This window comes from Sphingobium lactosutens DS20, assembly GCF_000445105.1.
GTDB lineage: Bacteria > Pseudomonadota > Alphaproteobacteria > Sphingomonadales > Sphingomonadaceae > Sphingobium > Sphingobium lactosutens.
In genome coordinates, this window is the sequence record NZ_ATDP01000075.1 from 19,433 (window position 1) to 45,217 (window position 25,785).

Sequence of the window (25,785 nt, forward strand, 5' to 3'; positions counted from 1 at the left end):
CTTCGGAATATCGATCCATCATCGCGAACCATCTGCATTGCTGTATGATCGAAAGGAACCCCAAGGCACGGGGATCCGACAACATGGCATCCATCATCCGGGCTTCTGCCGGAGAGCAGAGCGTTCCCGCTGGCTTCCCGATTCTGTTCGACGCCGACATGGCGATTATCGAGCCAGCGTTCCTATGGCTCATGGAGCATGCCGAACTCAGTGGCCGAGCCCACGCCTCCGAAACTGTGCGGACCTATGGCGAGCATCTCCACGACTGGTTCGACTCGCTCGAACAATCGGGGATCGAATGGCGCGAGGCCGACGAGCGCGTCATCGCCGCCTATCGCAACCGGATGCTGGAGAATCCCAGCACGCATACCGGGCGGCCCTATGCCCGGACCACGATCAATGCGCGTGTCTCGACCGTCTGCCGCTTCTATGGCTGGGCGCTCGATAAGGGGCTGATCGACCATTGCCCGTTCCGGTTGACCGAGAAGATGACGCTGATGTTGGACGGCGCCTATCGCCCAGGCTTGCAGCGGCGCCAGGTCAACGAGCTGATCGTCTCACGCCCGGAAAAACTGCCGCGACCGCTGCGCGCCGACGAGCTGGCACGGCTGTTCACGCATCTGCGGCCTACCGCCCGAATTGCCGCGCAATGGGCGCTTGGGGCGGGTCTGCGCCGCAAGGAGCTTTGCGCGCTCGCCGTCGACCAGATACCGGATAGCTGGTCACTTGACCTCGACAGCGATCCGCTTGTCGGCGTGCCGCTCCATATCACCAAGGGCGACCGGCCAAGGACTGTCTATCCGCCGCTCCGGCTGCTCGATCATACCCACTGGTATGCGGGCGAGGATCGCGCCCGGATCGTCCGCCGTATCCGCCGTTCCGACCGGGGCTATCGCGCGCCGCCCAATCTCCTGTTGAACGAGCATGGCCGCGCCATGACGCGAAAACTCCTGACGACGCAGCTCGCGGAAGCGTTCGCGGCCGCGGGTCTTCAGGGCACGCTACACTGGCTGCGGCACACCTTCGCGATGGCGATGCTGGCCCGCCTTCAGATCCAGGCCCGCACCAATCCCGATCTCAACCCGCTCAAGGTCGTGCAGGTGCTGCTGGGCCATGCTTCGATCACAACCACCGCGATTTATCTGCGCTGCGTCGAGCTGCACGAGCGCGACCTGAGCGAAAGCCTCGCCTATCTTTATGGCGAGCTGATCCCCGCCGATGGCTAGGGGCCGCATCGATCGGACGCTGAGAATCGATCCGGCACCGGCGGCCCACCCCGCTGGGATCGCCGAAATCCAGTTCCGCGACGAATGGGGCAAGATCGTCCAAAGCTTCAGCCCGGCGCTGTTCGGAATGCCGGACGATATCAGCGCCGCCATCGCCCGGGCTTTCCGCGATCATGATGTAGCATCCAGCGCCGCGACCCGCACCGCGCACTGGTTCGCGCTGCGCGTGTTCGGGAGGTTCCTGCGCGAAGACGCGCGTGTCAGGCGCGCGGCAGACCTCGACACGGCAACGATCCGCCGGTTCATCACCTGGCTGGCGATGCCCACCAACGGGCGCAGGCGCGGCGTCCGCTCACAATCCGGTCAGCTCGGTATGATCCGGCCGGTCCTCAAGCGCGCGATCGCGGACAATCCAGGCTTGTTCGCACCGGGCTTTGCCGTCCCCAACAATGCGATCCCGCTCGCCGGCGTCCAGCGGCCACCGCAAGACCGGCTGACACCTGCCGCAATGCGCGCCCTACTGGCAGTCTGCTATGCCGAGATCGACAATGCGTGGGACAAGTTCCAGCACGGGCAAGCTATCGTTGGTCTTCCGAATGTGCTCCTTCATGGCGGCCGGACCGCCGAACGGGATCGCTGGATCTGGAAGCTCCACCGCCTTGGCCACGGCATCCTGCCGACCGACCGAGGCTTGGACCTTAACAAGCCCGATCGGCAGAGGATCGCCGAGGTAGGCGGCTTCCGCGAGCTCGAGGGTTATCTCCACCTCACGACCGACACGCTGGTTGCGTTCTATATCGTGCTGCTGATCCAGACGGCGGCCAATGCCGGTCCGCTGCGCCAGATCAAGCGGGACTGCCTCGTGCCGCATCCGCTCGAGCGGCATCGCGTCATGGTCGAGTGGGTGAAACCCCGCGCCGGCGGTAAGGTGAAGCGCATGCAACGGCGCTCGTTCGACAATCGCCGACCCTATGCGGCGCCGCGCCTGATCGAAAAGCTCCTTGCGATGACGGCACCCCTATTGCCGCATGTGGAGCCGTCCAAACGCGACCGGCTGTTCCTTCACCGCTTCCTCATGACGACAGGACGCCTCGAGCGCGAGCATCACGCCGGTCATATCGTGCAGGCCACGTTGCGATCGGCAATGTTGCGCTTCTACGAGCGGCATAATGGCGCGATCGCCTCCTGGAATGAAACCCATCCCGGCAAGTCCCGTGCCCTGCTTCCAGACTTCTCGCCCAAGCTGTTCCGTAGCAGCATGGCAAGCATCCATTACACAGCGTCCCAGGGCGATATTATGGCGGCCAAGGCCGTGCTCAACCACGCCAGCATCGTCACCACGGATATCTATGTCGATGGCGAGGCGGTCCGCCGTCTCGAACGCGATACGATCGCTCGGCTCCAGTCGCTGATGATCACATGGGTCACCGGCGAGACGCCTTGCCAAGACTCACAACATCAAGGGCCGGACGCCAGCGTCCGGGTAACGGCGCTGTTCGGCCACGACTGCCTTCGACCGGTCGACGGCGGGCAGGCTCGGCTTGGCCGCGTGTGCCCGAAACTGGGAGGCTGCCTTGCCTGTCCGGGTCTGATCGTCCCGATCGACCCGGATCATCTGGCGCGCATCGTCCAGGCCACCAGGCATCTTCAAGCGGCGCGGGAACGCATCGACCCGATCCGGTTCAGCCTCTTCTATGCGCCCAGCCTTCAGGTGCTGACACAAGACCTGCTGCCGGCGTTCCCGCCCGAAATGATGCCGTACGCGGAACGGCTCATACCCGCCTTGCCGCCGCTGCCGGACCTGGAATAGCCTCATGGCCTCCGTCCCGACATCCACGCCTACCCAGCTTCCGGCGCCATTGCTCGGAAACGAAGGCGTACCCGCCGCCACAACGTTTAACTGGGGCTTCGAAATGCCGGACGGGAGCCGGTTCGGGGACGATCAGTGGACGCCGCTCCGGCACGCCGCAGAACTGTTCCTGCTCTCGCTGCGGGCCGATCCGCCCGAAGGGCGGATGCCACTCCGCAAGGAAACGGTCGACGGCCACTTCAGCCACATCCGCTTCCTCGTTCGATGGATGGCAGCCGAGAACGTCCGATGCTTCAAGGATCTCGATCAAGACGCCGTCGACCGGTTCGTGGCCATGTTGCGCGCTCGTCCCGGCAGGAACACTTCACGGCTCTCCCTCAGCACCGCCGAAGGCTATCTCGGCACGATCCGCACGTTCCACATGCAGCGCGACAAGCTGGACGACGCGCCGCTGATGGCGCCGCCTCGCGCCGGTTCAGTTGGGAAGCGGCACTGGAAACCTTATGGCGGCCATCCCTATACGCCCGACGAGATCGCCGTGCCTCTCATCAGCGGCGCTATGGAACTGCTCGGTGACCCGGCGGACCAGATCCTCGCGCTGCGCGACCGTCTCGAAGATCTGTATGAGCAGCTCCGACCACAGCATCAGGGGCGAAGGCTCCACTGGCATATCAGACGCGCCATGTTGGCTGAGCCATGCCCCTACGCGGATCTGTATCCGAATCCGGAATGGCCGCTGCGCCGCCTGACGTTCATGCTCGATCGCCTTGGCGACGCCTGCTTCGTCGTCATCGCCTATCTCGTTGGCGCGAGAGCCTCCGAAATACTCAGGCTTGAGGAGGGTTGCCTCGAACGGCGCGCGGCCGATGGAGACGGCGAGGAACACGTCTATCTGGTCGGCACGATCACGAAGACGTCGCTGACGGAACATGGGGACATCCATCGCTGGCTCGCACCCGAGCCGGTTCAGCGGGCGATCCACATCCTCGAACGTCTCTCCGCACCGCTTCGCGAACTTAGCGGGAAGAAGAACCTCTGGCTCCACCAGCTCGGCCGCGGACGCTCGCCGCTTCCGACGATGATGCCCGTCGCCCGACTGAGATCACCCATGGTCAATATCCGCTTGAACGAACGACTTGCGCCGTTCCTTGCTTTGCCGGAGCACCAAGGCGGCACCTGGCACCTGACCACCTATCAGGGCCGTAAGACGTTCTCGCGGTTCATCGGGCGGCGCGACCGCACCGGCCTGACGGCGCTGCAACGCCATCTCGGCCATGTCCACCGCGCGATGACCGACCGCGCCTATGTGGGCACAGACTTCGAGCTTGCCGAGCTGATCGACGACCATGCCGCCGAAGAAACCCGCAAGGCGCTGGAAGACCTGCTCCTGGCGCCGAACGTCGCCGGGAAGGCGGGCGTCATGCTGTCCGAGCGATCGCCGTTCCGCGGGCGCACGCGGTCGGGCGACGTCGATGGCTATATCACCGAGATCCTCGCCGAAACGGATATGCGCCTCGGCGTGTGCGACTGGGGCTACTGCCTCTACCGCCGGGAGACCTCCGCTTGCCTCGGCGGCGAGCGCGAGCCGAACCCGGTGCTCCGCACACAAAGCACCTGCTCGACGTGCGCCAACTTCGCTGTGACCGACCGGCATAGGCCGGTCTGGGAAGCGCGCCTTGAACGGAACACCGCATTGATCCAGCGCGATGACCTCGATGGCGAGAGCCGTGCACTTGCCGAAGCCCGCATCCAGGAATCTCGCCGTATCCTCGACCAGCTCGACGAAGGAAATGCCGGTGACGTCTGAATCTGCCCCATCCACCCCGCAGGCCCGTCGCCGGGCGAACACCAATGCACGCCTGCGCGAAACCCTTGGCGTCCTCGCGAAGGACCCGTCCGCCGCGCCAACGGTCGCCGCTCTCGCACGAACAGCCAAGGTCGGCCGCAACATCATCTATACGCACCATGCCGACGTTCTCGACGCCCTGCGCGAGCTTCAATCGCAACGTGAGGGCGCCACTGAAACGGCCGCTGGCGAGGCCGATCGCACACGCGCCACTCTTCATGACGCGATAGCCAAGAACATCGCCCTCGCGACACATAATGCCAGCCTGCTGAAACGCGCTGTCGAAGCCGAGCAGCGCGCACAGCGGCTCGAACGCCGTAACGCGCAACTTGTGCAGGAACTCGATCGGATACGCCGGCCCGTCCCTATCCACACCAACGCCGAAGCGCCCGATCCTGCCGCTGCCTGAAGGCGGTCACGCCCTTATCGGGCGTCTTGGAAGGGGGAGGAGGAGTGGGAGTGTTGGATTTACGGGCTTTGCGGAGCCAATAAGACAGGTCGAACCAGACCTAATGCTCGCAAAAATGGAAAATTCAGCCGCAAGATCAATGGGTTGCCGGATGGCTTCCGGCACAGGCAATATGGGCGCGTGGCGGGCGGGTTGTCAAGCTCATCGGCTATGACAGTTCCCCTGCGGACAGCCGCCGCTATGCGCATCGCGAAGGTCATGTCAGCGACGTCTATGACTATCGCTATCCACTGCGCGAATGGGGATGGGACCGGGAGGCCTGCATCACCCGCATCCGCGCCGAGGGGCTGCCGATACCGATAAAATCGGCTTGCTGGCTGTGCCTTGCGCAAAAATCGGCCGAATTGATGACGCTGCCGCCATGGTGTCTGCGGCTCATCGTGCTGGTTGAAGCGCGGGCGGCTCCGCGTCTGCAAACCGTCGAAGGGCTGTGGCGCAAGTCCACCCGTGAACGCCCCGGATCGATGACCCGCTTCATTCGGGACCGCAGCCTGCTGCCGGCTTGCGAGATCGATGCCATCATTGCCGGCGCGCCGGTCGATCTCATCGACTTTCAGCGTGTCGCGGCCCAGATTCCCCTCGACGAGCGCCCGACGATGCGCGACTGGATCGAACGATTCAACGAGGGTGTGGAGCGGCTCGCCGCCTGACCGTCACGCTCGATCGAGTGCGGGGCTTCGCCCGGCCCGGTCGTCCGCACGATGTTGCCTGAACGCGTGCTTCAAATGCAACGGGTCCGGGTTTGAGGCGGCCTCGACAAATTCACTCGCAGAAACGACGTGGTGGGTTTGCGGGCCGGTGCCTTATGCCCCGCCGGAAATTCCATCGATCGCCCCACCTAGGTCGATCGCTGATCCTCCGACCCGAGCCTGCGGGTAGGGGCAATCGATACAGATCGGCTTTCAAATATGTGTCTATGCGCTATAGTTCAGGGTGTTATAGGATGATGTCGTGCGGATATTCAAAACCAAGTGGGTTGTTCGTTCGTCCGGCGCGAGCGGATTGATGAAGCAGGTTTGAGGGATGCGATTGCAAGAGCGGAACGCGGGATCATCGATGCCGATCTGGGCGGGGGTCTAATCAAACAGCGCGTTGCCCGTCCCGGCCAGGGACGATCGGGCGGGTTTCGCATGATCGTCGCCTATCGAACGGAGGAGCGAGCGTTCTTTCTCTTCGGCTTTGCCAAGAACGAGCGCGAGAACATCGGGGATGACGAGTTGCAGACCTTGAGGGACATCGCCACCGCATTTCTGAAACACGATGACCGTCACCTTGATGAAGCGGTGAGCAAGGGCAAGCTACAGGAAATCGACAATGGCGAAGAAGCTCGGCAAACTGACCGAAGCGTTGCTGGAAACGGCAGAGGACATGCGCAGTGCAGGCCTGATGGGTGACGACACCTATCGAAAGATAACGGTGCGTCACCTGGGTCCGGACGCGCCGCTCGCAGCCGAGCCAATCACGCCGGAAGAAATCCGCCGGGTTCGCGAAGAAGCGCATTTGAGCCAGGCCGCACTCGCCAAATATACTAACCTGACCACGGGCTATATCTCACAGCTCGAACGCGGCACAAAAAAGGCACGGGTTCGACGCTCGCGATCCTGAACGTCATCCGTCGCAAGGGTATCGAAGCGGTCCTTTGAATGCCTCGTTCACAAGCGACCGGGATCACATGCTTACCGCGCATCAACCGATTGTCTGCGTGGATGCTAGTGGTCAAAACCAGACGCTTGATACCCAATCAGCGTTCGTTCGCCGTCGCCCTCATCTTAGGCATTCAGGTGATGGCTTGCTCATCTCAGAAGCCGACGTTCACCTGGGGAAGCGATGTTCGCTCTGCGCCATTGACGTATGCGCCATTGACGCATACATGGAGAGCATGATCGCGTTGCAAACCGTCGTGGAATTGCCCGAGTTTCTGCGGCGCGCAAAGGCGATCATGTCAGCCGATGAGCAGGCGGCGTTGGTGGACGCAGTCGCGGCCGACCCACAAGCGGGAATCTCGCTGGGCGGAGGGCTTCGCAAGATGCGCATCGCGCGAGCGGGAAGCGGCAAAAGCGGAGGCTACCGGACAGTGTATGTGTTCGGCGGCACCCACATGCCCATCTTTCTGGTGACGGTGTTCGCCAAGAACGAGAAGGACAATCTGGCCAAGGCCGAGCAGGCAGCGCTGGTGGAACTGAGCAAAGCTCTGGTGGCAGCATATGGAGACTGAACATGAGTGCCTATGAAAGCATCGCGCAGGGGCTGAACGAGGCGCTGGCCTTCGCGCGCGGCGAAGAGACGGGCGCTGTCGTTCATCAGGTCGAGGTGCCGGTGGTCGACGTGTCGGCCATCCGGGCTAGCACCGGGCTGTCGCAAGGAGCGTTCGCGCGCAGCATCGGCGTGGCCAAGGGGACGTTGCTGAACTGGGAGCAGGGACGCCGCCGCCCGACCGGCCCCGCGCAGGTGCTTCTTGCCATGTTGGCACGCAAGCCTTCGCTGGTGAGCGAGCTCTTGCGATAAGGCGTCACGTTTCGTCGCTGCTTCGACCATTGCCATACACGCGCCACCAATAGCTGCCTGACCGTTCTCCACCACTTCGAGGCCGCGATATGCGGGTACCAAGCGTTAGGTTTTGACCACTAGGCGGATTGGCTGATTTATGGCTCTCCTTCCGCTTGCGGGAGGGGCGGGGGCATATCCTGCGCGTTTTCTCCCCAGTAGAGGGAGGTGGCAGACCGCGGCCGGAACCTTGGCCGTCCGGCGGCGCCGTTCGCTCCCGCATCGACCATGTTGCGCCAATCTGTCCGAGACTCCGCTTGCGTTCACCTGTACGCATCCGCCTAATCACGGTCATGCGCCTGATCGACCAGCTCGCCGCCACGCGGATCTACTATCCTCGACCACTTCCGACATTGCCGGATATATTGCTGATCGACATACCGCTTGCCTTCTCGGGCGATAGGCTTGCGCTTGGCCGCTATTATCCGGTGATCCTCGAAAGCCTGGCCGAAATGCAAGAGTTCGAGGCATTTCTCTGCGAGCAACGCCCCGAACTGATTTCACCGGCGCTGCTCGCACGACGCCCGTCCGGCCTGCGCACCGACGACATCGTCTTTGCGCGATATAGCCCTCCGGCGCCGCGCTGGCCCTGGCTGCACTTATGCTGCTGGCCGACACGCTGCACCATGCTGGTGCCCCATCCCGAAGACGAGTTTGCCCGCGGCGCCTATACAGTCGATGCCTTCCAGAGTGACGACGACGTCAACGCCGCCGAGTTGCGCCTGCTGGCCGCGCTCGGACCCCATGAAGCCTATTATGTTCGTTCAGTTCCGGTTGCGGCCGGACACGCCTGATCGTTGTGCGAATGTTCGCGGCGATCCTCAATTGACGCCGCAGCATTTCTTGTACTTGCGGCCCGACCCGCAAGGACAGGGATCGTTTCGGCCAACCTTGGCGCGCCTGGACGCCGCAGGGCGATGGGGATCATTCTCGAGCCGCCACTGATGCAGCATCTCCACCCAGATCGGGATCAGGTCCGGCGCCTCGGCGTCCCAGCGGTCTTCCTCCTGCCGGTCAAGATCACGGTGGCCGTCTGCGAAATCCCGCAACGTGCGGATACCGGCCAAGGCTGCATGACATCCCGCATCGTCATCCGCCTCGATGCGCGCCCAGCCGCCCGGCGAAAGCGCCATCGCTTGCGCGAATCCGTCGATCCACATCTCCCACAGCGTCTCGCCGGAGCGCGTGTCGGTTTCCAGCAGCGGTGCATAGGCGCCCGGATGGGCCAGCGAATCGATGATCGCATGGTAATGGGTCATCACAAGCCCGAGAAACGCCCGCAAACCCTCCTCGGTGTCGAATTCCGGCTCCCCATCACCCTCATCCCCGGCCCAGATGAGCGGGATCCACCGCCCCGGCGTGATGAGGTCGGGGCTGACCACGACTCCTGTCAGAAACCCGTCCAGCTGTGACAGGAGCATCGCTTCGGGCTGGTCGAGCAACTGGCGGTCGAGCGTCGCGAGATAGGCGGGTTCTGACTCCATCATCCCCGTTTACCGCTGACGCAGGTTGCGATCATCATGTCGTCGCCGGGAGGGGCAGGGGAGCAGCCGGCGCGATCTTGTCGAACACCCAGGCGCTTCCTGCCTATCGATTCAGGGCGGCCGAGACCACGGGCGCCATATCGACACGCCGCTTCATCAGATCCGTGAGCCAGACAAGATGTGCCGCCGCCTCCGCCAGAGGCAATGCACAGACCTCCTCGAACAGCTCCCGTTGATAGTCGAGATCCCGCGCCAGGATATCGCGCAGCCGTATCCGCGCCGCGCTGTCATCTTCCTCGATCCCGGCATTCGCCTCGCGCGCCGCATCGAGAAACGCTTCCGCCAGTTCCTGCGCCTCATAATAGCCGCCATTCAGCCCCTCGCTTGCGGCAAGGCTCGCCAATCGCCGACGCACCAGCGCCAGTTCCGGATCCACCGCCGCATCGTCGAGCGGCAGGTTGAAATCATATGTGGCAAGATAGTCCCGGATCATGCCTTTCTGGAACATAGAATGAACAAGATTGCAAGCGCCATGTTATGCTTGGCAAGCAATGCCCCATCATCCCTGTCAATTTCGAGAATGCGTGAACTGGGGTTGGCAATTGCAGGTTGGCTGGGCAACATCCCGGAGCCGGAGTTTCGGCACCTTTCGCGACCGGTCTCGCGCAACGCATCGAAGGCCGCGATCATGGTCTGGCCCGTTGCTCTCCGTGTGCAACGAGACTGTCGCCGCACACTAATCTGTGAATCGGCACCTTGGTATTTTTGGCTCTTTTCCGCCATTTCTCATCCGGTGTTTCGCTCCTTATCTGTCAATCCCCGTGTTATATGTTCTTGGTCCGTGAACGAACTTCGGGGAGGCTCAAATTTGGGGCTCGGCATTGGATGTGGTCGCGCGAATGGCCCTCGGTGCGGAACTCGCGTCGAGGGCGAACGAGATGCGCATCGCATCGCGCATTGAGTGTCTAGAATTGGCCGGCCGCTCTCAATTCGCGTTCAAGCGTCGCAAAGGGCAATATGAGCGTCAGCGGTTTGTCGTGCAGAGGAACGGCACCATAGCTGGCATACCAGGTAGCGGCTCGTTCGTTTTTGGCGTCTATGATCAGCAAAACCCCGCCGACCTCGGCCGCAACCCGAATGCATCTGCGCCCGGTCGCCCCCAGAAGTTGACCCCCAAGCCCTTTCCCTTGCACGCGAATATCCGTTGCAAGCCGCGCGAGCCGGAAACCGGGCACTTCATGCCTGGCGAGTCCGCGCCTAACCAGTTCGGGCGTGTCGGCGTGATCCAAGCTGCCCGGAGCAATGCTATAGAAACCGAGAACCGTCTTGTTGTCGGTGTCACTGATGGCGAGGAACGTCTTGGCCCCGCCTAGCTCATGGCTCTGCCGCGCAAAGCGCTGCAAAAAATGTTCAGATCATTGTCGCCGCAGTCGAACGAGGTGCTGTCATGCGCTTTCGAAATCGCTTCCTCGTGCCGTAGAGGAAGCGTCATGCCGACTTTGGCATCGCGGCAATGGCAGCCCGCAATTTCGCATTCGCAGGCGGCGGGTTCTCAAGCAGATCGAGAACGAGCAGGCTGTCCCTCTCGCTCAACTTCGTCCGCTCCGCCGCGTCGATTACGCTTTCGGCTTCACGCAGCGCCGAACGTGTAACAAAGGTCGTCAGATCGGTATGCTTGAGCGCAGCCGCCCGGGCGAGTAACGCCTTTTGCGCCGGTCGGATACGCAGGCGCATGCGCCTGTTGTCTTCCACTACCGCTCGCGGCATTGCGCACCTCCACTTGTACAGCTTCAATAGGTACACGATTGCACCGTGCTTCGCCAAGTTTTGCCAAACTGGCTATGCTCGGCGCTGTGAGCACGATGAATATTTCGCTGCCTGAGACACTAAAGGCGTTCGTGGGCTAGCAGGACGCGGCTACGGCACGAGCAGCGAATAAGTTTGCGAGTTGAGCGGGACGACAATATCGACATAGGGCGCGTACTCTACGCGCGCCGCGACATTTCCGCCTGGCTCGACGATCCAGAGGAAAATGAGCGCATGCTGCACTGATGCCAGGAGCAGTGTCGCTCGACAGCGCCTTCGTGCATCGCACGCAGGACCACGCCCGCGGTGCATGTTTCCCCGGTCGAGACGGCTCCCGGGAGATTGAGGCACCCCCTGAGCCAGTTCCCAAATCTCGCTCGCCCATTCCCGTAAAACGACGCGTTTCACCTCTTCATGCCTGTTCCGGGCAGCTCACGCGCCTTTTCGAAAGTCAGGCACATGCCGGGACCGAACCGGGATGATCGACAGCGTGGCGCAGCTGCGGTGGCGGGGGATCGTCAGACTCAGCGAACGCAGGCCTCTGATCGACGTCGACGAAGACTTTCACGAATATCCATGTTTCAGCATGAAATATGATTTTCTGAGATTGAACCATGATGTTTTATATATGATATAGGCCCGATGATCACCTCCCAGCAAATGCGGGCGGCCCGCGCGCTCCTCGGAATCGATCAGAAACGACTGGCGGAATTGGCCAGCGTATCACTTCCGACGATCCAGCGTATGGAAACGTCGGATGGGCAGGTGCGCGGCGTCGTCGAGACGCTGGTCAAGGTGGTGTCTGCTTTGGAACGGGAAGGCATCGAACTCATCGGTGAAAATACGCCCAGCCAGGGCAAGGGGCGGGGCGTGCGGCTGCGCGATGCAGCGGTGGCCCTCGGTCGATAGTTGAACGGATAAGCGTAGATGACGGACAGCAACGAGGATTATGTATACGACGAAGAGAGCGGCGAATGGATGCCCGCTTCGGAGCTGGAGGAGCGCGAGCGCACCATCACCCGCGTTGAGGTTCGCGATGCCGTCGGCAATCTCCTCGCTGATGGCGACCAGGTGACACTTATCAAGGATCTGGACGTCAAGGGCGCGGGCCAGACCCTCAAGCGCGGCACGCTGATCAAGTCGATCCGCCTCACCGGCGACGACCAGGAAATCGACTGCAAGTTCGACGGCATCAAGGGCCTCGTGCTGCGCGCCGAGTTCGTGCGCAAGCGCTGATGGCGCGGCGCAAGATCCCTAAGCGGTACGCCATGGCCATTCGCGCCCTGGCGGACGGCGAAGGTCGCCCCCGCAAGGCGGATGACCGGCGGATCGCTCGGTGGTTGGGATGAAGCCACCGGTCCATTCCTTCACGATATCGGCGCGTTTGATCCTCCTGCCGTCCGAGACCGGCTCCTGCGGACTGCCGGTCATACGGCGGCGACGCCGGAGGGCGGCAAGGCTTATAAGGCGATCCCGCCGCTTCTCGCCGGCCGAGCTGGACCAGCCGGTCTCAACGCTCGAATTACTGCGCCCGCGGCCGCGGGCGCACCAGGCCCGTTCCTGTTGGAACGATGCGGGGATGAGCACGGCATGCTAATCCGCCAGGGTGATGCGCGAGACAGTCGGCTCGACCGGAAGCTGGCTTTCGCGCTTGCCGCCGTGGCCGGCGGACTCAATGCCGCGGCCTTTCACGAGGTCGGCTTCTTCTCGGCCAACATGACCGGCAACGTCTCGGCCTTGTCCAGCCTGCTTGCCATGGGGCAATGGGCAAAGGGCCTGGGTTACCTGGCCATCATCCTCGCCTTCGTCGTCGGTGCAATGGTCTCGACCCTCGTGATCGGTGCGGGTCTGCGGCGCGGTATCATCACCATCTATGCCCGCGTGATCCTTGGCGAGGGCATGTTGCTCGCGCTGCTCGGCATCTCCCGGATCGCGCTAGATCGCGCGGCCGGCGTTCCCACGCTCATCATCGGCCTGGCTTTCCTGATGGGGCTGCAGAACGCCATCGTCACCCACATCTCCAATGCCCGCGTACGCACGACGCATGTCTCGGGCATGTCCACCGATATCGGCATCGGACTCGCGCGGATGATCGATATCCTGCGCGGGAAAGGCGAGGATGCCGATCGCGAAGCGATCATGACGAGGATGCGCCTCCACATCGGCACCGTGATTTCGTTTCTTCTCGGCGGTGTCGTCGGTGTGCTCGCATGGCGCCTCGCCGGCGATCTCAGTTTCGCCTTCGCGGGATTCGTGCTGGGCGTCGCCGCGCTCACCTCTATCGAAAATGCCAGGCAAAGGACGGCGCGGTACGACGGGTTGGATTGATCATAGCGGCGGGCGCGTTCATTACTGGACCGGAATGAGGCCGAAGGCCCGGATATTCATGAGGGCCGATGTATCCTTTACCGCAATGGACCCAACGGGCAGACAAGCGCGGGCTCGATCCGCTCGGCATGCAGAATAGTGGTGTGCTTCTTTATCAGTCGCTGCTTCCAGGTATCAGCAACGTCACCCTGCGCATGCGCTATTATGGCTATTATTGCTGGCTGAGTGAAACCTACGCCCGGAAGGGAGCCACCAACGACTTCGAAGCCTGGCGTAACTGGGTGCGGCGTGCCGAGGCGCTTTACGCGCTGGTGTCGGCGCAGGCCGGTGAGACCGGCGTCGGCGGCATCGACTGGGCCAATCGCCGCCTGGCCGCCGCAGGCCGAACCATCGACTTTGAAATGGCCGCATCGACCGACCCTGCGCAAGAGCGCTATCTGCGTCAGTCGCTCGGGGTCTTCGGCGGCGCCTATTATAGCCAGATGGTGGAAATGGGCCTGTTCACCGAGAACAGGCACGGGATACAGGTTGCGACCCGTGATCTGGGGCGCCGCGCCGCGACCCTGTTTGCCGATGCCATCGGCCCGGACCTCGTGAAGCTCCTGCGCCAGAAGATCACCGATGCGCGCGTCACGCCAGGTGATCTGGAACGTCTTGAACCGATCATACCATCCGCAATCGCGCCCGACAGCGCAGAGCGGCTTTTCTATGAAGCAGTCCTGTTCGCCAGAGAGGAACCTGCGCGCAAGAGCGCCCACAGCCGCGCCGCGACCCTCGCCCTCATCCTCGATGCCGCAAGTGCGCGCGGAGGATGGCCGGACCCCGAGCAGGTTCGATGGCATATGTTCGATCCGCCCGAGAATGCGCTATCCCCCGGTCTGGAGACACAGCGCCCCAACTGGGAAGCCTATCAATGCCAGGATCTGATGCAGGTCGCATGTGCAGCACTCCTGGCCTGGGCCATCGCGATCATCAACAGCGCACCGCATGGTCAGTCGTTGCCCGAGATCCGCGCCGAGATCGTCGCGCACCTGGCCGCGCAGGAGGAGTATCTCGTTTCGGCGCGTTCGGCCTATTGGCGCGACATACGCTGCCGTATCGAGCCCATGACCTTTGCCTATCAGAATGCATGGCGCAGCCTGACCAGTGCGCGCGGCGTCGTGACCGACAAGGCTGCTGAAGCGATCAACCTCATGGCGACATTGCATCAGCGTATCGCCAGCCGGACCGATCTCGCCACCGCTGTGGCGCAAGGGCTCCCGGACCGGGGCTCCGCCCATTCGCTGCGCACCGAAGTCGGCTGGCTGGAGCGACGGGAAGGAGAGGCCGTCGCCGATCTCATCGCCGACTATATGCTCGAGCGTGTCGTCCGCCGGCATAGCTGGGTCGCCATGCAGAAGCTGCGTCGCCAGCGCGACTATACCTTCCTGTTCGAGCAGCGGGACGCCAGGCTTGTCTATCTGGCCGCCTACCAGCCCGTCGCCACCACGCCGCGCCTCCAGCCGGCGATCCAGTTCCTCGCGGACATTCACCTTCTCGGCGAGGATGGGCCGACGCCACTTGGCCTGGCGGCGCTGGAGGCGATGCAATGAGGCTCCCCGACCATATTGGTCGCCGCGCCGGCCGGCCCTTCCATAGCGCGATCGCCACGAGCTTCGCCGTGGAGTTCGCAGCCGTCGAGGAAATCCTGCTGCCCCAGCTCATGGCAAGCGGCGCCTCCAACCTCCTGCTGATCACCGACGCCCGAATGGCGGCGCTGGCCCTCTCCGATGGATCGACCCTTCCGACCCTGCTCGGCCGGGATTATGCGCTCCACAGCCCGCCGCCGGCTGATGGTATCTTCCACCCAAAGATCATCCTCCAGGTCGGTCGCGACAGCGCACGCGCCTTCGTGAGTTCGGCCAATCTGACCGCTTCGGGCCTAGCCGGCAACGCCGAGGTCGCGATCGAGATCGAGTGCAGGGACAAGGACAGCCCCGAGCGCGGGATCGTCCGCGCCATCTGGCGCTATCTCGACGCGCTCGTGCCGAAGGCCCCATCGCCCGCGCGCGACGCACTCCTCTGGGCGCGAGAGCGCGCGGCATGGCTGGATGGCCCCGTTTCGCCCGATCTGCACGAACTCGACGATGGTTCGGCGATCGCCTTCCTCCATTCTCCCGGTGCAGAGGGCATCGGCGATCGTTTCATCTCGCTGGTCGGCAACGCACAGGTCGACACGCTGGTCGTGATAAGTCCTTATTGGGACGCTGATCTCAAAGCTCTCGCTGACCTCTCCCGCCGCCTTGCGCCCAGACAGGTCATCCTGCCGATAGACCCGTCCGCCCACGAATTTCCCGGCCAAGCGCCGTTCGCCAGGAAGGCGCGGATCGTTGCGCTCGACTGGCCCTCGCAGCGTTTCACCCATGCCAAGATCATCATCGCCTCGACCGCGACCCATGACCATGTCCTGTTCGGCAGCGCCAACTGCACGACCGCAGCCCTGGGCCACACCGGATCCGTCGGCGCCAATGCCGAAGCCTGTAACTACCGCCGCCTGCCGCGCGGTACCGCGCGTGAGGCGCTCGGCCTCGATCGCTGGCTCGATGGCGATGCCATCGGGCTCGATGATCTCGCGGCGCCGGTGGAAGGCCCGCCCATTCCCATGCAAGCGATCGAGGCCCGCCAGCCCGGCGCCTTCGAACTCGATTCCGGCTTGCTCCACTGGCGACCAGCGACAGCCGGCAGCGACCTCGGGAATGTCCAGTTGCTCGATCGCCATGCCCAGCTGATCCTATCGATCGCGGTTGCGTCCTTCCGGCATGGAGACGGCGCGCGCACGGTCCCGATCGATCCGGGCCTACAAAAAGCGGTGCGGTTCGCGCGTGTGGAAACCGGCCATGCTTTCTCGACCATCGCTCATGTCACGCATCGGGACGCCCTTCGCTCCCGCCGCCGGGAGGTGGCGACCGGCAGTGTCGCGCGGGCGCTTGCGCGCTTCACCGACGGCGCCGACTTCGACCTGTGGATGCATCAGGCCTTCGAGACCCTGGCCCGGGCGGATTTCGATTCTGACCAGGAACCCCGCAAACTCTCTGCGGTTCGCCCGCACGCCCGCAAGACGGATCGCGAGCCCGCCGCGCCGGTGCCGCTGAGCTATGAAGAATTCATGCAAGGCAAAGCGGGCACGCGGCAGCAAGGAGGGCAGGGCGCCAACAGTCTTGCAGGAACCTACAGCGACAGCATCCGCGACTTCCTCAATCTTCTCTCCGGCCGGGCGGCCGCGATCGTCCCCGACGACGACTATGATCCGGAATTCGACGATCCGCCGGAAGACGAGACCGGTGGGCCGCCCCTTGACGGGGCTGACCCTCCCGCGATTGAACCTGCTCCCCGGCATGACGAGAAACCTCGCCATGAGCCGATCGATGCCCGTCTCTACGAACGGCATGTCATCGCTTATGTCGAGGGTCTCGAGGATGACGAGCCGCTTGGCTCGAGTGACGTCCTGCGCCTGCGCTTCTGGACCCTTTTCCTGCTGTACAAGGCCCGTTGCGAAGACCTCCCCAAGGGTCTCGACACATCCAGCGTCGCACTCGGCTGGCCACGCTTCCTCGTTCGCATCCTGGTCGGCTTCTTCTGCGGGCGCAGGCCCGCCATCACCCGCGTCATGCTCGCGCGCGATTATGGCGGGATGCCGGTCGATTTCATGGAATGCTGGATCACCATCCTCTGGGGTCTGGATGCGATCGAAAACGCGCTGGCGGACCGCCCCCGGGATCGCGCGTTCCTCAAATATATCCCGGGCCTGCGGCAGCGTGTCATTTCGCTCCTTGGCCTTGCTCCCGCCGAATTGAATGGAGACATCGCCCTGGACGTCCACGCAGGACTGGATGGAACGATCGGCCCTCGGCTCGGGGTTACGCCGCATATGAAGGGCACCGCTGCCGCGGCTTCAGGCAGCAACCCCATCATGGAAGGACGTGGCCGATGAGGGACGAAGCAGCTTTGCCCATCGCGCCAGAAGCGAGCGCGCAAGGCCGCCGCTGGTCCATCTGGATCGATATCGAGGGGTTCAGCACACTCTGGGACCGCGGGAACAAGGCGATCCTTGGCCTGCGCGCGGCGATGGAGGGCATCTACCAGATAGGAACGAGGATCTATCACGCCGATCCGGATCGCCTTTTCGCGCACCAGTTCGGGGACGGTTTCATCATTGTGGCGGATTTCCACGAACCGCAGCTCGATCGGTGCGCAGCGATTGCCATCGCTCTCATGCGGCACGTCTCCGGGGCGCGTCCGGCCATCGCGGAAGGCGCATTCGCCGACATTTCGGGACTTTGGCCCATGGCGATCCAGGCGGCCGCCGTGCGTGATGGCGCCGACGACCGTGTGGCGCTCGGCAGCGGGATCATGACCCTCCTCCCGGTCATGGGCACCGCGCTGATCGCCGCCAACAAACTCGATGCGAAGAACCCCGTCAAAGGATCGATCCTGACCGTGGCATCCGCCAACAGCGCCCGGATATCATCCGCATTTCAGCGTCAGGACGTCGCCACTGCCAAGGATGTGACGATCATCGACTGGGTCCATACCGAGCATGCCGATATAGAACGGATGCTGATGGACGCCGGCGTCGGTCGATCCGCCGGCGATGCCGAAAAAGCGGTCCGGGACTATGCCGTTGCAGAAAAACCCCCATTCGCGTGGATCGACGGGACCTTCAGCTACAACAATATCACCTGATCGCCAGCGAGCTGGGCACGCTTTCGTCGAGGTCGACGATGAAGTTGGATTTCAGCCAAGGATCGGTGACTGCGCGCAAATGACCAGTTCCCTGGAGCCACGCGTCATCGCGACATAGAGATGGCGGGCATCGAGTTCATCGGCGCCCAGGATCACCGCGACATCCGCCTCGAGCCCTTTGAGCAGCAGCGTGCTTCCAACGGCACGACGCGGCAGTGACCGTCCGACGAGCCGATACTCCTCGCGCATCGCGATCGCCGTCTCGACAAAAGGCGTGCCGCCTCGCTCGCACCGCTGCAGGGCCTGCATGCAGGCCCGAAACACGGCCGGGCGAAAGACGCGCGCGCCGCTTTGTTTGTTGAGTTCGACAAGCAGCGCGGCAACCCGCTGGTGACACCTGTCTGCCTCGAAGGCGAGGGCGGCGCTCTCGACCTCATTGGCCTCCTTGCGCGCCTGGCCGCGCCGCAGCGTATCGAGCCGCTGCACCAGTTGAGCCGTTCCCACATTGGTCATGAGCTTCTGCGCAAAGTCGAGGATCTGGCCCGTTGCCTGCTGGCTCGCGAGATCGAGGGCTTCAGCGAAGGAAACGAGATCCCGAAGATCGACCGCCTCGACCGTCACGGCTCCGGGCGTCTGGCTCGCAAATCGCTGCTGGCTTCCCGGATTGCGCGAATCGCCGATGATAAGGACTGAGCCGTCGGTGGCGGGCGATCGGCTCTGACATGCCCCAAGCTGCTTGGGATGGTCGTTCTGACTGCCGTCGAGCTGGACCCAGCGCACCTCGGGCACCGCCTGCCTCAGGTCGATCTTCCGTCCGGCATGAAGCTCGCCCCGGACATGAAGGAGCCAACGGCCGAAGGTCTCGGTACCCGCATTTCTCCATCGCCAGGGATCGCCCAGCGTGCCCGCAACGGAGAAATGGCCAAGCACCTGTCCATTCCAGTCGGCGAGTGGGTCGTTGCGGTCGAAGCCGAAGATCGCCTGCATGGGATCACCCACCACCGCGGTCGGCAACAGCGCTGAAAGTGCGCACACCAGCTGATGCTGAAGTTCTGAACAATCCTGATACTCATCGACCAGCAGCCGTGCATAACTGGCCTGGATCACGTCCGACACATGGCCCGAGAGAAGCAGGCGCGCGGCCGCGCGACGGATCGCCACATAGCCCGGTGTACGTCCTTCGAGGATCGCGGGATCATGACCCGAGCGCAGCGGAAAGGTCTTGATCAGCCGCATCGCCCATCCGTCGATGGTCGCCAGCCGGTAAAGGCGCGGCTGCACGCCGGCCCGGTCAAGCCGCCCCTTCAGCGCCGCCACCCCCGCATTGGTATGGGTCAGCACCAGGATCGGCGTGCGTGCCGTGTGACGGGTCAACGCTCGGCTCAGCAATTCGGTCTTGCCGCAGCCGGCAGGCGCGACGATGGCCCCGCGTCCGATCGCCAGCAGATCCGGCATGCCGTCAGCCATGGTCGATCCAGGCGAAAATCGCATCGATCGTCGGGCGAAGCTGACCTCCCGTCGTCTGATGCAGATCCGGCGCGACAATCTCCTGCGCCACGGCCTCCATGGCACTGACGCTCTTGAACCATCCCTTGCGGGTGCGCGATGCCCGGCCGAGCATGGCGCGGGTGGCGGCATCGAGGCTGCCGAAGGCGGCCACGTTCCTCACAGTCTCCAACTGATAGGCGTTCTGCGACACCGAGCGGATGTGGTCGGAGACCACGCTCTCCTCCTTGAGATCGATGGCCCGTTCGAGAAGCAGCTTTGCGCCGCCGACCGACAGCGACATGAACAGCTCATCTTCCAGCGCATGCCCATCGGTCCATTTGAAGACCTTCCCGCCGGCCTGAAGAAAGGCCGCCTCGAGATTGCCGTGCACCGCGATGTCGCTGTCGCGCAGCACCCCGGTTCGATAGCCCATCTGCTGGAAGGCACTCGCGCGGGCGAAGGTCGTATCGCCGCCGCCGTCGACGAGCGCGACACCGAGCGCGGTCAGCGATGGCCGGTTCGTCGCCTGGCGATAAAGGTCGAGTCCCCGGATCAAGCCCACCTCGCTCGCGCCCTCGCAGACCAGCACCGACCGGGCGAGCAAGGCATCGGGAAATTTGCGGACCGTCCCCTGGACGTCGCCGGCACGGCCCATCCACGATACGGTATGGCCAAACGGACCTGGCCGCACGACATGGAGTTGCTCGATCGACAGTTCCCGCACCGCCACCGGCGAATGGCTGGTGACGAAGGCCTGCAAGGGCGGCGCCTGCTCCTTGGCCCCGAGTTCTGTCAGCAGCCGAATGATCCGGTGGGGTTCAAGACCATGCTCCAGTTCATCGATGAGGATCATCGGGGCATCGCCCGCGACATGCCGCTGCAAGCCGGCGACGAGCAGACGGACCGATCCGAGACCAAGCCCGCGCAAAGGCACGCCATCGCCGCCATGAAGCGAGATCGTGCCGCCGGTGACATTCACCCCATGGGCGTCGAGCAAGGCCTGGACCTGCCCGGCGATCGGCACGCCGAGCCGGCTGGCCGTCGTCTGAACGGCGGCAAGGGCCTCGCCGAGTTGATCCTTCGCCTTGTCACCAAAGGCGATCCGCGCGTCGCGCGCGGCCTGCGCGATGGCTGAAGCCGCGCTCGCCCGTTCCTCGGACACCTTGTTCAGGATCGAACCCCGCTTCCAGCTCAGATTATGTTCGCCCGACTGCCCGAGCCGGGTCGGCGCAAGCCGCACACGATCCGCCCAACTCAGACTGCGCGACTGGCCGAGAGCCGCAGCCCGCTCGGAGACGAGCCGCCATTGCGGTTCGAGATCGTCGCCTACCGACAGTTCCACCGTCAGCACCGTATCGAGGCCCGAACCGGGCTCTGGCTCGATGACACCGCTCTGGAAGTTGAAGCCACGCAGATAAAGGCCATAGGCCTCCATCGAGCGGAGTTGGCTGTCGAGTTCCCCAAGCGTCACGCTGACCTGAATAGGCTGATCGAGCCGCAGCCCATGAAAATCATCGTCGCAGAAGGTGAGGTTCCGGCGCGCGCCGAGGCAGAAGTCGATCGCATCGAGTATCGTCGATTTGCCGCTGTCGCCCGGTCCGATCAGGCAGTTGATGCCGGAGAGTGGAAACCAGTCCAGCCGCGCGATCGAGCGAAAATTCCTGATTTCGATTTTACGAATCCGCGCCATTCAGTCCAATGTCCCCTCATTCTCTCAGGGAAAGGACTAGCGGTTAGCAAAGCCTGCCGATAGTCAAAGTCCGCCGCGTATGAGGGCGTATCACCAGATCTTCACCGTCGCGCGGCTATCCATCTATCCATCCCGACATAAAGTGCGCGCGGGCCATCCATCAGGAGCCGAAGAACAATGCGCCGTGAAGATATCGATCAGGACATGCGGGCTCTGGCCTTCGACTTTTTCTACTGGTTCTCCCGCTTCGAGTTTGCGCTGAAGGAAAAGCGCTTCCTCAGGAACGAGGCCATCGGCGCGCGTGCCGAACCCGATTGGGACAAGTTCGTCATGGCGCATCGCGCCGCTTATGCCCTATCTCCCGCCGGCGAGGCACTGCTTGCCGAACAGCCCCGACGGCAGATCGTCGGCGATCCCGAACATGACTTCGAGGATGTGCCCTTTTCTCCGAACACGGCCGATCTCGACAGGGTCGTGGCCTATGCCAAGACCGTGCGGAACAATCTCTTCCATGGCGGCAAACATGACCATGACCAGTGGGACGATCCCGCCCGTATGCGCCGACTGCTCACGCTGACCATCGCCGTCCTGACGGAACTGGCGGTGCTGGGCGAGTTCGGCGGCGACTATGACCGCTACTATTGAAGGTCGCCCGCGCTGACTCCTCACCCCGTTGCGATGACGAGAGCGGCCGTCGCGGTCGCCGCACTAAAGCCCCGGGCTCGATCTCGCGATCCAGCCCATGTTCGCCCTGCATGGCTGCGGCCGATGCACAAAGTCTTGCCGCCGCAATGACGTGTTTGCCCATGATCCATCGCGCCAGTCCCGGTGCCCTCATATCGGGCAACGCATGTCGGTGCCGACCTTGTTTCCTGTCGAAGCCGGAGATCGTTCGCTCTTCGTCGAAATGCCCCTGCATCGCATCCCCATCATGAACCATCTGCCGTGCGAGCATCTCGAGCGCATATCCCTCGCGGCAACGCCTGCGCCAAATTCCCGACCGCATGCCACCGGACCACATTGTCGCCGTCTCGATGACTGCTATCATTGGAAGCATCTCGCTCCTGAGACGGGAGAAGCAGTTCCGCGCGACAGCAAAGCCATTCGTCTATCTCATCGCGCCCCTCATCCCCATGCTGGGCCTCCCGGCGATCGGCGAGGGGAGCTATCGACTGGCCAGCGACGAGAAGACCGCCCAGCCTATCACGGTCCCCTTCGATGGCCGGGCACGCAGCGCCACGCTCCTGGCGCTGGGGAAGGACACCATGGTCTATCGCCTTGATGATTGCCTGTATCTTTCAGGACCGCGTGGCGAGGGACCCCTGAAGCTCGGCTGCGACCGAAAAGCCGCCGGATGCATAGGATGCAGGAAACTGCTCCGAGACGATCCCGTTTCGCCGATCGACCCGCTGCATTTGCGTGCCCGTCGATCGTGAATGTTGGGCGGATGCCCGCTCGTGCGGGCACCGGGCTCTATCTCCGCTTCGCTCCGACCAAGCCCCTGCGGGTCTTGGCGGCTTGCGCCGTAACGATCCCTTCCGCGGGCAAATGAGGCAGGCGAGGCGCTCCTTCCGCGAGGGCGGGACGTGCGGCAAGCCTCGCGCCATTCAGGCTTCGCCTAAGGAATCGCGCTGACGCGCGATGCGGATCGTGGAGCCAGCAGACAAGCCATCACCCCCTTCGCCGCCTCGCAGGATCCGCGCGTTGCAGAACCGGGGCGGGGATGCAACGAGTTGCGTCGCCAAGCTGCGCTAGCTGAAAATGGGCCGGCGACGTTTGTCTGTTTGTCAGAGAAGCGCCGGCCCATTTTCAGCAAGCTTCGCTAGGCTCCCGTGCCTGTTGCATCCCCGCCCCGGTCCTGCGCCTTCGGACCTGCGAAGGCGGCTCCGGGTGCGATGACTTGTCAGCCGGACCACGCTCCCTTTCCATTCAAGCGGAACCGTCCGCTTGCGCGGCCGGTGCGTCTTCGTGCCTGTTGGCCGCTTCGCGGCTGTTTTTGCTCAGGCTCACCATGTACGATGAAATTCTGTCAAGAAATCAATAACATGGAAGAATTGGAGGGGAGGGGGTAGGGTTCAGATGTGGCCGGGAAAGAGAAACGGACCACACAACAGAGAAAGGATGAAGTCATGAAGATCGGCAGCTTCAAATTCGACGAACGCGCCAGCGACATTATCGGAAAGATCGCTACCCGCGAAATGCGGTTTCCCTATCTCATCATGCGCCGCGTCGAAGATCGACAGAGCGACAGCGCCCCCGTCTATGAAATTTACGAGACGAACCGCGCGGGCGACGAAATCCAGATCGGCGTCGTCTGGGAACGCAAGATGCGCTCCAATGACGAGATATTCCTGTCCGGCATGATCGACGATCCGAGCTTCCGCGAACCGCTTCCCATCGCCCTGTTCGGTGACGAGACGAACGGCTTTGACGTCCAGTGGCGGCGCGAGCGTGACCGCGAGGCACAGCCGGGCGGCCTCGGCGGACGCAATGGCGGCGGCAACCGTGGCGGCGGTTTCGGCGGGCGTTCGGGCGGCGGCTTCTCCGGCGGCAGCACAGCCGGAATGGGCGGCGAATATACCGGAGGCGGCCGCAGCCTTGACGATGAGGTGCCTTTTTAATCGGCACGAGAAGGCGGGACGGGGGAGCGCTGGAACGCTTCCCCGACCCTGAACCGCTACCCCGTCACAAGGAACCATATCATGAGCAAGCCAACGGCCTTGGCCAGCGTTAGCAGCTTTGCCGACCTGCCGGAACTCTATGCCGAACTCACCGCCACCCCCGATTTCGTTGCCTCGTTCGGCGATCCCTTGCCGCTCACCATCATCGACGCAGCCGAGGAACCAGCCGAACACACCATGCCTGATCCGATCGCGGCGCAGGCCGAATGCGGCGGCATCGTCGCGGCCATCTTCGACCTGTTGACCGATACGCGGCTCGACCCGCTCGCGCCGGAACTCGCATGGGGCTTCGTCAACAGCTTTCATTTCGTCGCGAACAAACTGGAAAGCCGCGAGGACCGGCTGGCCGATACCCTGCGCGACATGGCCCGCCGTCTCGAACCGGGCGAAGTCTTCAACAAGGAACTGGAAGACACCCAGCTTGAATGCCAGTCGGTCGCCGAACAGCGCGCCGCCATGGAAGCCATGCGCGACTATGCCGCCGCCATGTATCGCGTTTGTGCCGGTCGCCCATGGTCGCCCGCCAAGGGATCGCGCGCGTCCCACGTCACCACCGCCAGCCAGATTTCGGCGCTGGACTTCCTGCGCGCGCGATCCGAGCGGCGGCGCGACCGATACGACCCGCAAGGCCCCGTCGTCGTCGTCTCCGGTCCCGCCGACTGGCACGACTGGCGTATCCTCTGGAACCGGCTCGATCAGATCAGGACACGCATCCCGAACATGGTGCTTGTCACCACCGGACAGCGCCTTGGCGTCGATGCAGCCGCCGCCGCATGGGCCGCGCAAAGGGGCGTCGTCTGCATCGCCTTCGGCCTCTATGGACGCGGCAAAGGCAAGGGCTTCAAGCGCAATCGCGACATTGCCGAACTCATGCCGGTAGAAGCCATATTGTGCGAAGGATCGGGCATCCAGTCGAGCCTCTATGACCTGTTCAACCCAAGCCAAGGCCACCGCGTCCCGACCCATGTTTTCTTGGCGACCGATCAGGAACCCGATGTGCCGATCAAGAAAAAGCGGCGCATCATAGCGGCCTGATCCGAAACATCATCCCAAGAGGGACCGGCGCGGGAAACCGCCGCCGGTCCCTTGTCGTGCCTTTGGCACGAGCGGGGGAAACCCGAACGGTTTTCCCCGCGCCGCTCCTTTTGCCGGGCGTTCCGCCCGCCAACGTCGCTCCCCTTTCCGCTAAGGATGCACGACCTTCGAACCATCATCCCCGCCAGCCGGGGAAGCGGCAGCCCGCTTGCGGAGCGATCCCGGCGACGGTTCCGCCTGGACACCGGCAGCCGGTAGTCCCTTCAGGGCCGCAATCGCCGCGCCACCGCCAACCCGAATGGACTGGCTCAGAACGTCGCGGAACTCCCGCTCGCTCAAGCGCTCGACCGGCAACTCGGCGGTCAGCTTCCCATAGTGCGCGCGCAATCCACGTCGCACCGTCTCCGCTTCCTGCGCGAGATTGTGCTGATCGGCTTCGATCTTCGCAAGCCGCTCACGATCCGTCATCTTGGGCATTTCTAGACTCCTTCGCAAAGGAGGTCTGCCCGCCAACCGCGACTATCCATCATGGACCATCACCATGCAATGCAGTCCTCAACATCGGCCCGCGAAAAAAAACCCGTTCTGACCCCCGGTTCGGGAGACCTCCCGCCGATCAGAATCGACGGGCGCAGCGGGCAGGCGCGCTGCGAAGG

General features: G+C 63.4%; 26 protein-coding genes and 1 pseudogene. 20 read left to right on the forward strand and 7 right to left on the reverse strand.

The features are described 5' to 3' along the window. Positions 1-83: 83 nt before the first annotated feature. The 10 genes and pseudogenes from RLDS_RS35480 to RLDS_RS35520 all read left to right on the forward strand — a co-directional run bounded on the left by RLDS_RS35480 (position 84) and on the right by RLDS_RS35520 (position 8,689). Complete coding sequence (locus tag RLDS_RS35480) at positions 84-1,226, forward strand: tyrosine-type recombinase/integrase (protein WP_021225204.1); 1,143 nt, start codon at positions 84-86, stop codon at positions 1,224-1,226. Further along, positions 1,219-3,036, forward strand: coding sequence for a hypothetical protein (locus RLDS_RS35485; protein ID WP_021225205.1), 1,818 nt, complete (start codon positions 1,219-1,221; stop codon positions 3,034-3,036). The genes RLDS_RS35480 and RLDS_RS35485 overlap by 8 nt, the downstream gene beginning before the upstream one ends. 4 nt (positions 3,037-3,040) lie before the next feature. After that, the gene (locus RLDS_RS35490; RefSeq protein WP_021225206.1) at positions 3,041-4,843 is read left to right on the forward strand and encodes an integrase; all 1,803 of its coding nucleotides are present in this window, start codon (positions 3,041-3,043) and stop codon (positions 4,841-4,843) included. Beyond that, on the forward strand, positions 4,827-5,291 hold the full coding sequence (locus tag RLDS_RS35495) for a hypothetical protein (RefSeq protein ID WP_021225207.1): 465 nt from the start codon (positions 4,827-4,829) through the stop codon (positions 5,289-5,291). Before RLDS_RS35490 ends, RLDS_RS35495 begins: the two co-directional genes overlap by 17 nt. A 104-nt stretch (positions 5,292-5,395) precedes the next feature. Beyond that, positions 5,396-6,001, forward strand: a pseudogene (locus RLDS_RS0127890) (hypothetical protein); the annotation flags it as partial. Positions 6,002-6,322: 321 nt separating this feature from the next. Further along, positions 6,323-6,745: a type II toxin-antitoxin system RelE/ParE family toxin gene (locus RLDS_RS55185; RefSeq protein WP_201450270.1), complete on the forward strand. Its 423-nt coding sequence runs from the start codon at positions 6,323-6,325 to the stop codon at positions 6,743-6,745. Beyond that, the gene (locus tag RLDS_RS35505; RefSeq protein WP_234893175.1) at positions 6,666-6,956 is read left to right on the forward strand and encodes a helix-turn-helix domain-containing protein; all 291 of its coding nucleotides are present in this window, start codon (positions 6,666-6,668) and stop codon (positions 6,954-6,956) included. The genes RLDS_RS55185 and RLDS_RS35505 overlap by 80 nt, the downstream gene beginning before the upstream one ends. 67 nt (positions 6,957-7,023) lie before the next feature. Then, positions 7,024-7,566 carry a type II toxin-antitoxin system RelE/ParE family toxin gene (locus RLDS_RS56905; protein ID WP_236616819.1) on the forward strand — a complete coding sequence of 181 codons (543 nt, stop codon included), beginning with the start codon at positions 7,024-7,026 and terminating at the stop codon, positions 7,564-7,566. 2 nt (positions 7,567-7,568) lie between these two features. Beyond that, on the forward strand, positions 7,569-7,856 hold the full coding sequence (locus RLDS_RS35515) for a helix-turn-helix domain-containing protein (RefSeq protein ID WP_021225211.1): 288 nt from the start codon (positions 7,569-7,571) through the stop codon (positions 7,854-7,856). 404 nt (positions 7,857-8,260) lie between these two features. After that, positions 8,261-8,689, forward strand: coding sequence for a hypothetical protein (locus tag RLDS_RS35520; RefSeq protein ID WP_236616820.1), 429 nt, complete (start codon positions 8,261-8,263; stop codon positions 8,687-8,689). A 27-nt stretch (positions 8,690-8,716) separates the two neighbouring features. Here the strand turns inward: RLDS_RS35520 and RLDS_RS35525 are convergent, their stop codons facing one another. The 4 genes from RLDS_RS35525 to RLDS_RS35540 all read right to left on the reverse strand — a co-directional run bounded on the left by RLDS_RS35525 (position 8,717) and on the right by RLDS_RS35540 (position 11,113). Beyond that, positions 8,717-9,382 (reverse strand): UPF0149 family protein, encoded by a 666-nt coding sequence (locus RLDS_RS35525; RefSeq protein ID WP_021225213.1) that lies wholly within the window; start codon positions 9,380-9,382, stop codon positions 8,717-8,719. 100 nt (positions 9,383-9,482) lie between these two features. Next, entirely contained in the window at positions 9,483-9,872 is a 390-nt protein-coding gene (locus RLDS_RS35530) for a hypothetical protein (protein ID WP_031297709.1), read from the reverse strand. Positions 9,873-10,344: 472 nt separating this feature from the next. After that, the gene (locus RLDS_RS35535; RefSeq protein WP_021225215.1) at positions 10,345-10,782 is read right to left on the reverse strand and encodes a hypothetical protein; all 438 of its coding nucleotides are present in this window, start codon (positions 10,780-10,782) and stop codon (positions 10,345-10,347) included. Between the two features lie 85 nt (positions 10,783-10,867). Then, positions 10,868-11,113 carry a type II toxin-antitoxin system TacA family antitoxin gene (locus tag RLDS_RS35540; protein ID WP_234893178.1) on the reverse strand — a complete coding sequence of 82 codons (246 nt, stop codon included), beginning with the start codon at positions 11,111-11,113 and terminating at the stop codon, positions 10,868-10,870. 714 nt (positions 11,114-11,827) lie between these two features. Here RLDS_RS35540 and RLDS_RS35545 point away from each other — a divergent pair. The 6 genes from RLDS_RS35545 to RLDS_RS35565 all read left to right on the forward strand — a co-directional run bounded on the left by RLDS_RS35545 (position 11,828) and on the right by RLDS_RS35565 (position 18,235). After that, positions 11,828-12,094 (forward strand): helix-turn-helix domain-containing protein, encoded by a 267-nt coding sequence (locus tag RLDS_RS35545; protein WP_021225219.1) that lies wholly within the window; start codon positions 11,828-11,830, stop codon positions 12,092-12,094. 18 nt (positions 12,095-12,112) lie between these two features. Beyond that, positions 12,113-12,421: a zinc ribbon domain-containing protein YjdM gene (locus tag RLDS_RS35550; protein ID WP_021225220.1), complete on the forward strand. Its 309-nt coding sequence runs from the start codon at positions 12,113-12,115 to the stop codon at positions 12,419-12,421. Positions 12,422-12,502: 81 nt separating this feature from the next. Further along, complete coding sequence (locus tag RLDS_RS0127900; protein ID WP_021225221.1) at positions 12,503-13,513, forward strand: YoaK family protein; 1,011 nt, start codon at positions 12,503-12,505, stop codon at positions 13,511-13,513. A gap of 68 nt (positions 13,514-13,581) precedes the next feature. Beyond that, positions 13,582-15,105 (forward strand): hypothetical protein, encoded by a 1,524-nt coding sequence (locus RLDS_RS35555; protein ID WP_021225222.1) that lies wholly within the window; start codon positions 13,582-13,584, stop codon positions 15,103-15,105. After that, positions 15,102-17,483 carry a hypothetical protein gene (locus RLDS_RS35560; protein ID WP_021225223.1) on the forward strand — a complete coding sequence of 794 codons (2,382 nt, stop codon included), beginning with the start codon at positions 15,102-15,104 and terminating at the stop codon, positions 17,481-17,483. The genes RLDS_RS35555 and RLDS_RS35560 overlap by 4 nt, the downstream gene beginning before the upstream one ends. After that, positions 17,480-18,235 carry a hypothetical protein gene (locus tag RLDS_RS35565; RefSeq protein ID WP_021225224.1) on the forward strand — a complete coding sequence of 252 codons (756 nt, stop codon included), beginning with the start codon at positions 17,480-17,482 and terminating at the stop codon, positions 18,233-18,235. Before RLDS_RS35560 ends, RLDS_RS35565 begins: the two co-directional genes overlap by 4 nt. A gap of 51 nt (positions 18,236-18,286) precedes the next feature. Here RLDS_RS35565 and RLDS_RS35570 read toward each other — a convergent pair whose 3' ends face one another. Next, positions 18,287-19,702, reverse strand: a complete 1,416-nt coding sequence (locus tag RLDS_RS35570; protein WP_021225225.1) for a UvrD-helicase domain-containing protein — start codon at positions 19,700-19,702, stop codon at positions 18,287-18,289. After that, positions 19,695-21,413: an ATP-dependent nuclease gene (locus RLDS_RS35575; RefSeq protein WP_021225226.1), complete on the reverse strand. Its 1,719-nt coding sequence runs from the start codon at positions 21,411-21,413 to the stop codon at positions 19,695-19,697. The genes RLDS_RS35570 and RLDS_RS35575 overlap by 8 nt, the downstream gene beginning before the upstream one ends. 177 nt (positions 21,414-21,590) lie before the next feature. On the opposite strand from RLDS_RS35575, the gene RLDS_RS35580 reads away from it, so the two are divergent. The 4 genes from RLDS_RS35580 (at position 21,591) to RLDS_RS35595 (ending at position 25,129) form a co-directional block, all read left to right on the forward strand. After that, positions 21,591-22,058 (forward strand): hypothetical protein, encoded by a 468-nt coding sequence (locus RLDS_RS35580; RefSeq protein WP_021225227.1) that lies wholly within the window; start codon positions 21,591-21,593, stop codon positions 22,056-22,058. Between the two features lie 389 nt (positions 22,059-22,447). Then, entirely contained in the window at positions 22,448-22,849 is a 402-nt protein-coding gene (locus tag RLDS_RS35585) for a hypothetical protein (RefSeq protein WP_152528017.1), read from the forward strand. 693 nt (positions 22,850-23,542) lie between these two features. After that, complete coding sequence (locus RLDS_RS35590; protein ID WP_021225229.1) at positions 23,543-24,034, forward strand: DUF736 domain-containing protein; 492 nt, start codon at positions 23,543-23,545, stop codon at positions 24,032-24,034. 81 nt (positions 24,035-24,115) lie between these two features. Continuing rightward, on the forward strand, positions 24,116-25,129 hold the full coding sequence (locus RLDS_RS35595) for a DUF2493 domain-containing protein (protein ID WP_021225230.1): 1,014 nt from the start codon (positions 24,116-24,118) through the stop codon (positions 25,127-25,129). Between the two features lie 150 nt (positions 25,130-25,279). Here the strand turns inward: RLDS_RS35595 and RLDS_RS35600 are convergent, their stop codons facing one another. Further along, the gene (locus tag RLDS_RS35600; protein ID WP_021225231.1) at positions 25,280-25,606 is read right to left on the reverse strand and encodes a hypothetical protein; all 327 of its coding nucleotides are present in this window, start codon (positions 25,604-25,606) and stop codon (positions 25,280-25,282) included. Between the last annotated feature and the right edge of the window lie 179 nt (positions 25,607-25,785).

Excerpts from the sequence above, each read along its gene's own strand:
- RLDS_RS35485 (WP_021225205.1), top strand. The coding sequence starts at position 1,219 with ATGGCTAGGGGCCGCATCGATCGGACGCTGAGAATCGATCCGGCACCG.
- RLDS_RS35575 (WP_021225226.1), bottom strand. The coding sequence starts at position 21,413 with ATGGCGCGGATTCGTAAAATCGAAATCAGGAATTTTCGCTCGATCGCG.
- RLDS_RS35595 (WP_021225230.1), top strand. The coding sequence starts at position 24,116 with ATGAGCAAGCCAACGGCCTTGGCCAGCGTTAGCAGCTTTGCCGACCTG.
- RLDS_RS35550 (WP_021225220.1), top strand. The coding sequence starts at position 12,113 with ATGACGGACAGCAACGAGGATTATGTATACGACGAAGAGAGCGGCGAA.
- RLDS_RS35495 (WP_021225207.1), top strand. The coding sequence starts at position 4,827 with ATGCCGGTGACGTCTGAATCTGCCCCATCCACCCCGCAGGCCCGTCGC.
- RLDS_RS35525 (WP_021225213.1), bottom strand. The coding sequence starts at position 9,382 with ATGATGGAGTCAGAACCCGCCTATCTCGCGACGCTCGACCGCCAGTTG.
- RLDS_RS35555 (WP_021225222.1), top strand. The coding sequence starts at position 13,582 with ATGTATCCTTTACCGCAATGGACCCAACGGGCAGACAAGCGCGGGCTC.
- RLDS_RS0127900 (WP_021225221.1), top strand. The coding sequence starts at position 12,503 with ATGACCGGCGGATCGCTCGGTGGTTGGGATGAAGCCACCGGTCCATTC.
- RLDS_RS35505 (WP_234893175.1), top strand. The coding sequence starts at position 6,666 with ATGGCGAAGAAGCTCGGCAAACTGACCGAAGCGTTGCTGGAAACGGCA.
- RLDS_RS35545 (WP_021225219.1), top strand. The coding sequence starts at position 11,828 with ATGATCACCTCCCAGCAAATGCGGGCGGCCCGCGCGCTCCTCGGAATC.
- RLDS_RS35515 (WP_021225211.1), top strand. The coding sequence starts at position 7,569 with ATGAGTGCCTATGAAAGCATCGCGCAGGGGCTGAACGAGGCGCTGGCC.
- RLDS_RS35590 (WP_021225229.1), top strand. The coding sequence starts at position 23,543 with ATGAAGATCGGCAGCTTCAAATTCGACGAACGCGCCAGCGACATTATC.
- RLDS_RS35540 (WP_234893178.1), bottom strand. The coding sequence starts at position 11,113 with ATGCGCCTGCGTATCCGACCGGCGCAAAAGGCGTTACTCGCCCGGGCG.
- RLDS_RS35600 (WP_021225231.1), bottom strand. The coding sequence starts at position 25,606 with ATGCCCAAGATGACGGATCGTGAGCGGCTTGCGAAGATCGAAGCCGAT.
- RLDS_RS35570 (WP_021225225.1), bottom strand. The coding sequence starts at position 19,702 with ATGGCTGACGGCATGCCGGATCTGCTGGCGATCGGACGCGGGGCCATC.
- RLDS_RS35560 (WP_021225223.1), top strand. The coding sequence starts at position 15,102 with ATGAGGCTCCCCGACCATATTGGTCGCCGCGCCGGCCGGCCCTTCCAT.
- RLDS_RS35565 (WP_021225224.1), top strand. The coding sequence starts at position 17,480 with ATGAGGGACGAAGCAGCTTTGCCCATCGCGCCAGAAGCGAGCGCGCAA.
- RLDS_RS35480 (WP_021225204.1), top strand. The coding sequence starts at position 84 with ATGGCATCCATCATCCGGGCTTCTGCCGGAGAGCAGAGCGTTCCCGCT.
- RLDS_RS56905 (WP_236616819.1), top strand. The coding sequence starts at position 7,024 with ATGCTTACCGCGCATCAACCGATTGTCTGCGTGGATGCTAGTGGTCAA.
- RLDS_RS35490 (WP_021225206.1), top strand. The coding sequence starts at position 3,041 with ATGGCCTCCGTCCCGACATCCACGCCTACCCAGCTTCCGGCGCCATTG.
- RLDS_RS35585 (WP_152528017.1), top strand. The coding sequence starts at position 22,448 with ATGACTGCTATCATTGGAAGCATCTCGCTCCTGAGACGGGAGAAGCAG.
- RLDS_RS35580 (WP_021225227.1), top strand. The coding sequence starts at position 21,591 with ATGCGCCGTGAAGATATCGATCAGGACATGCGGGCTCTGGCCTTCGAC.
- RLDS_RS35530 (WP_031297709.1), bottom strand. The coding sequence starts at position 9,872 with ATGATCCGGGACTATCTTGCCACATATGATTTCAACCTGCCGCTCGAC.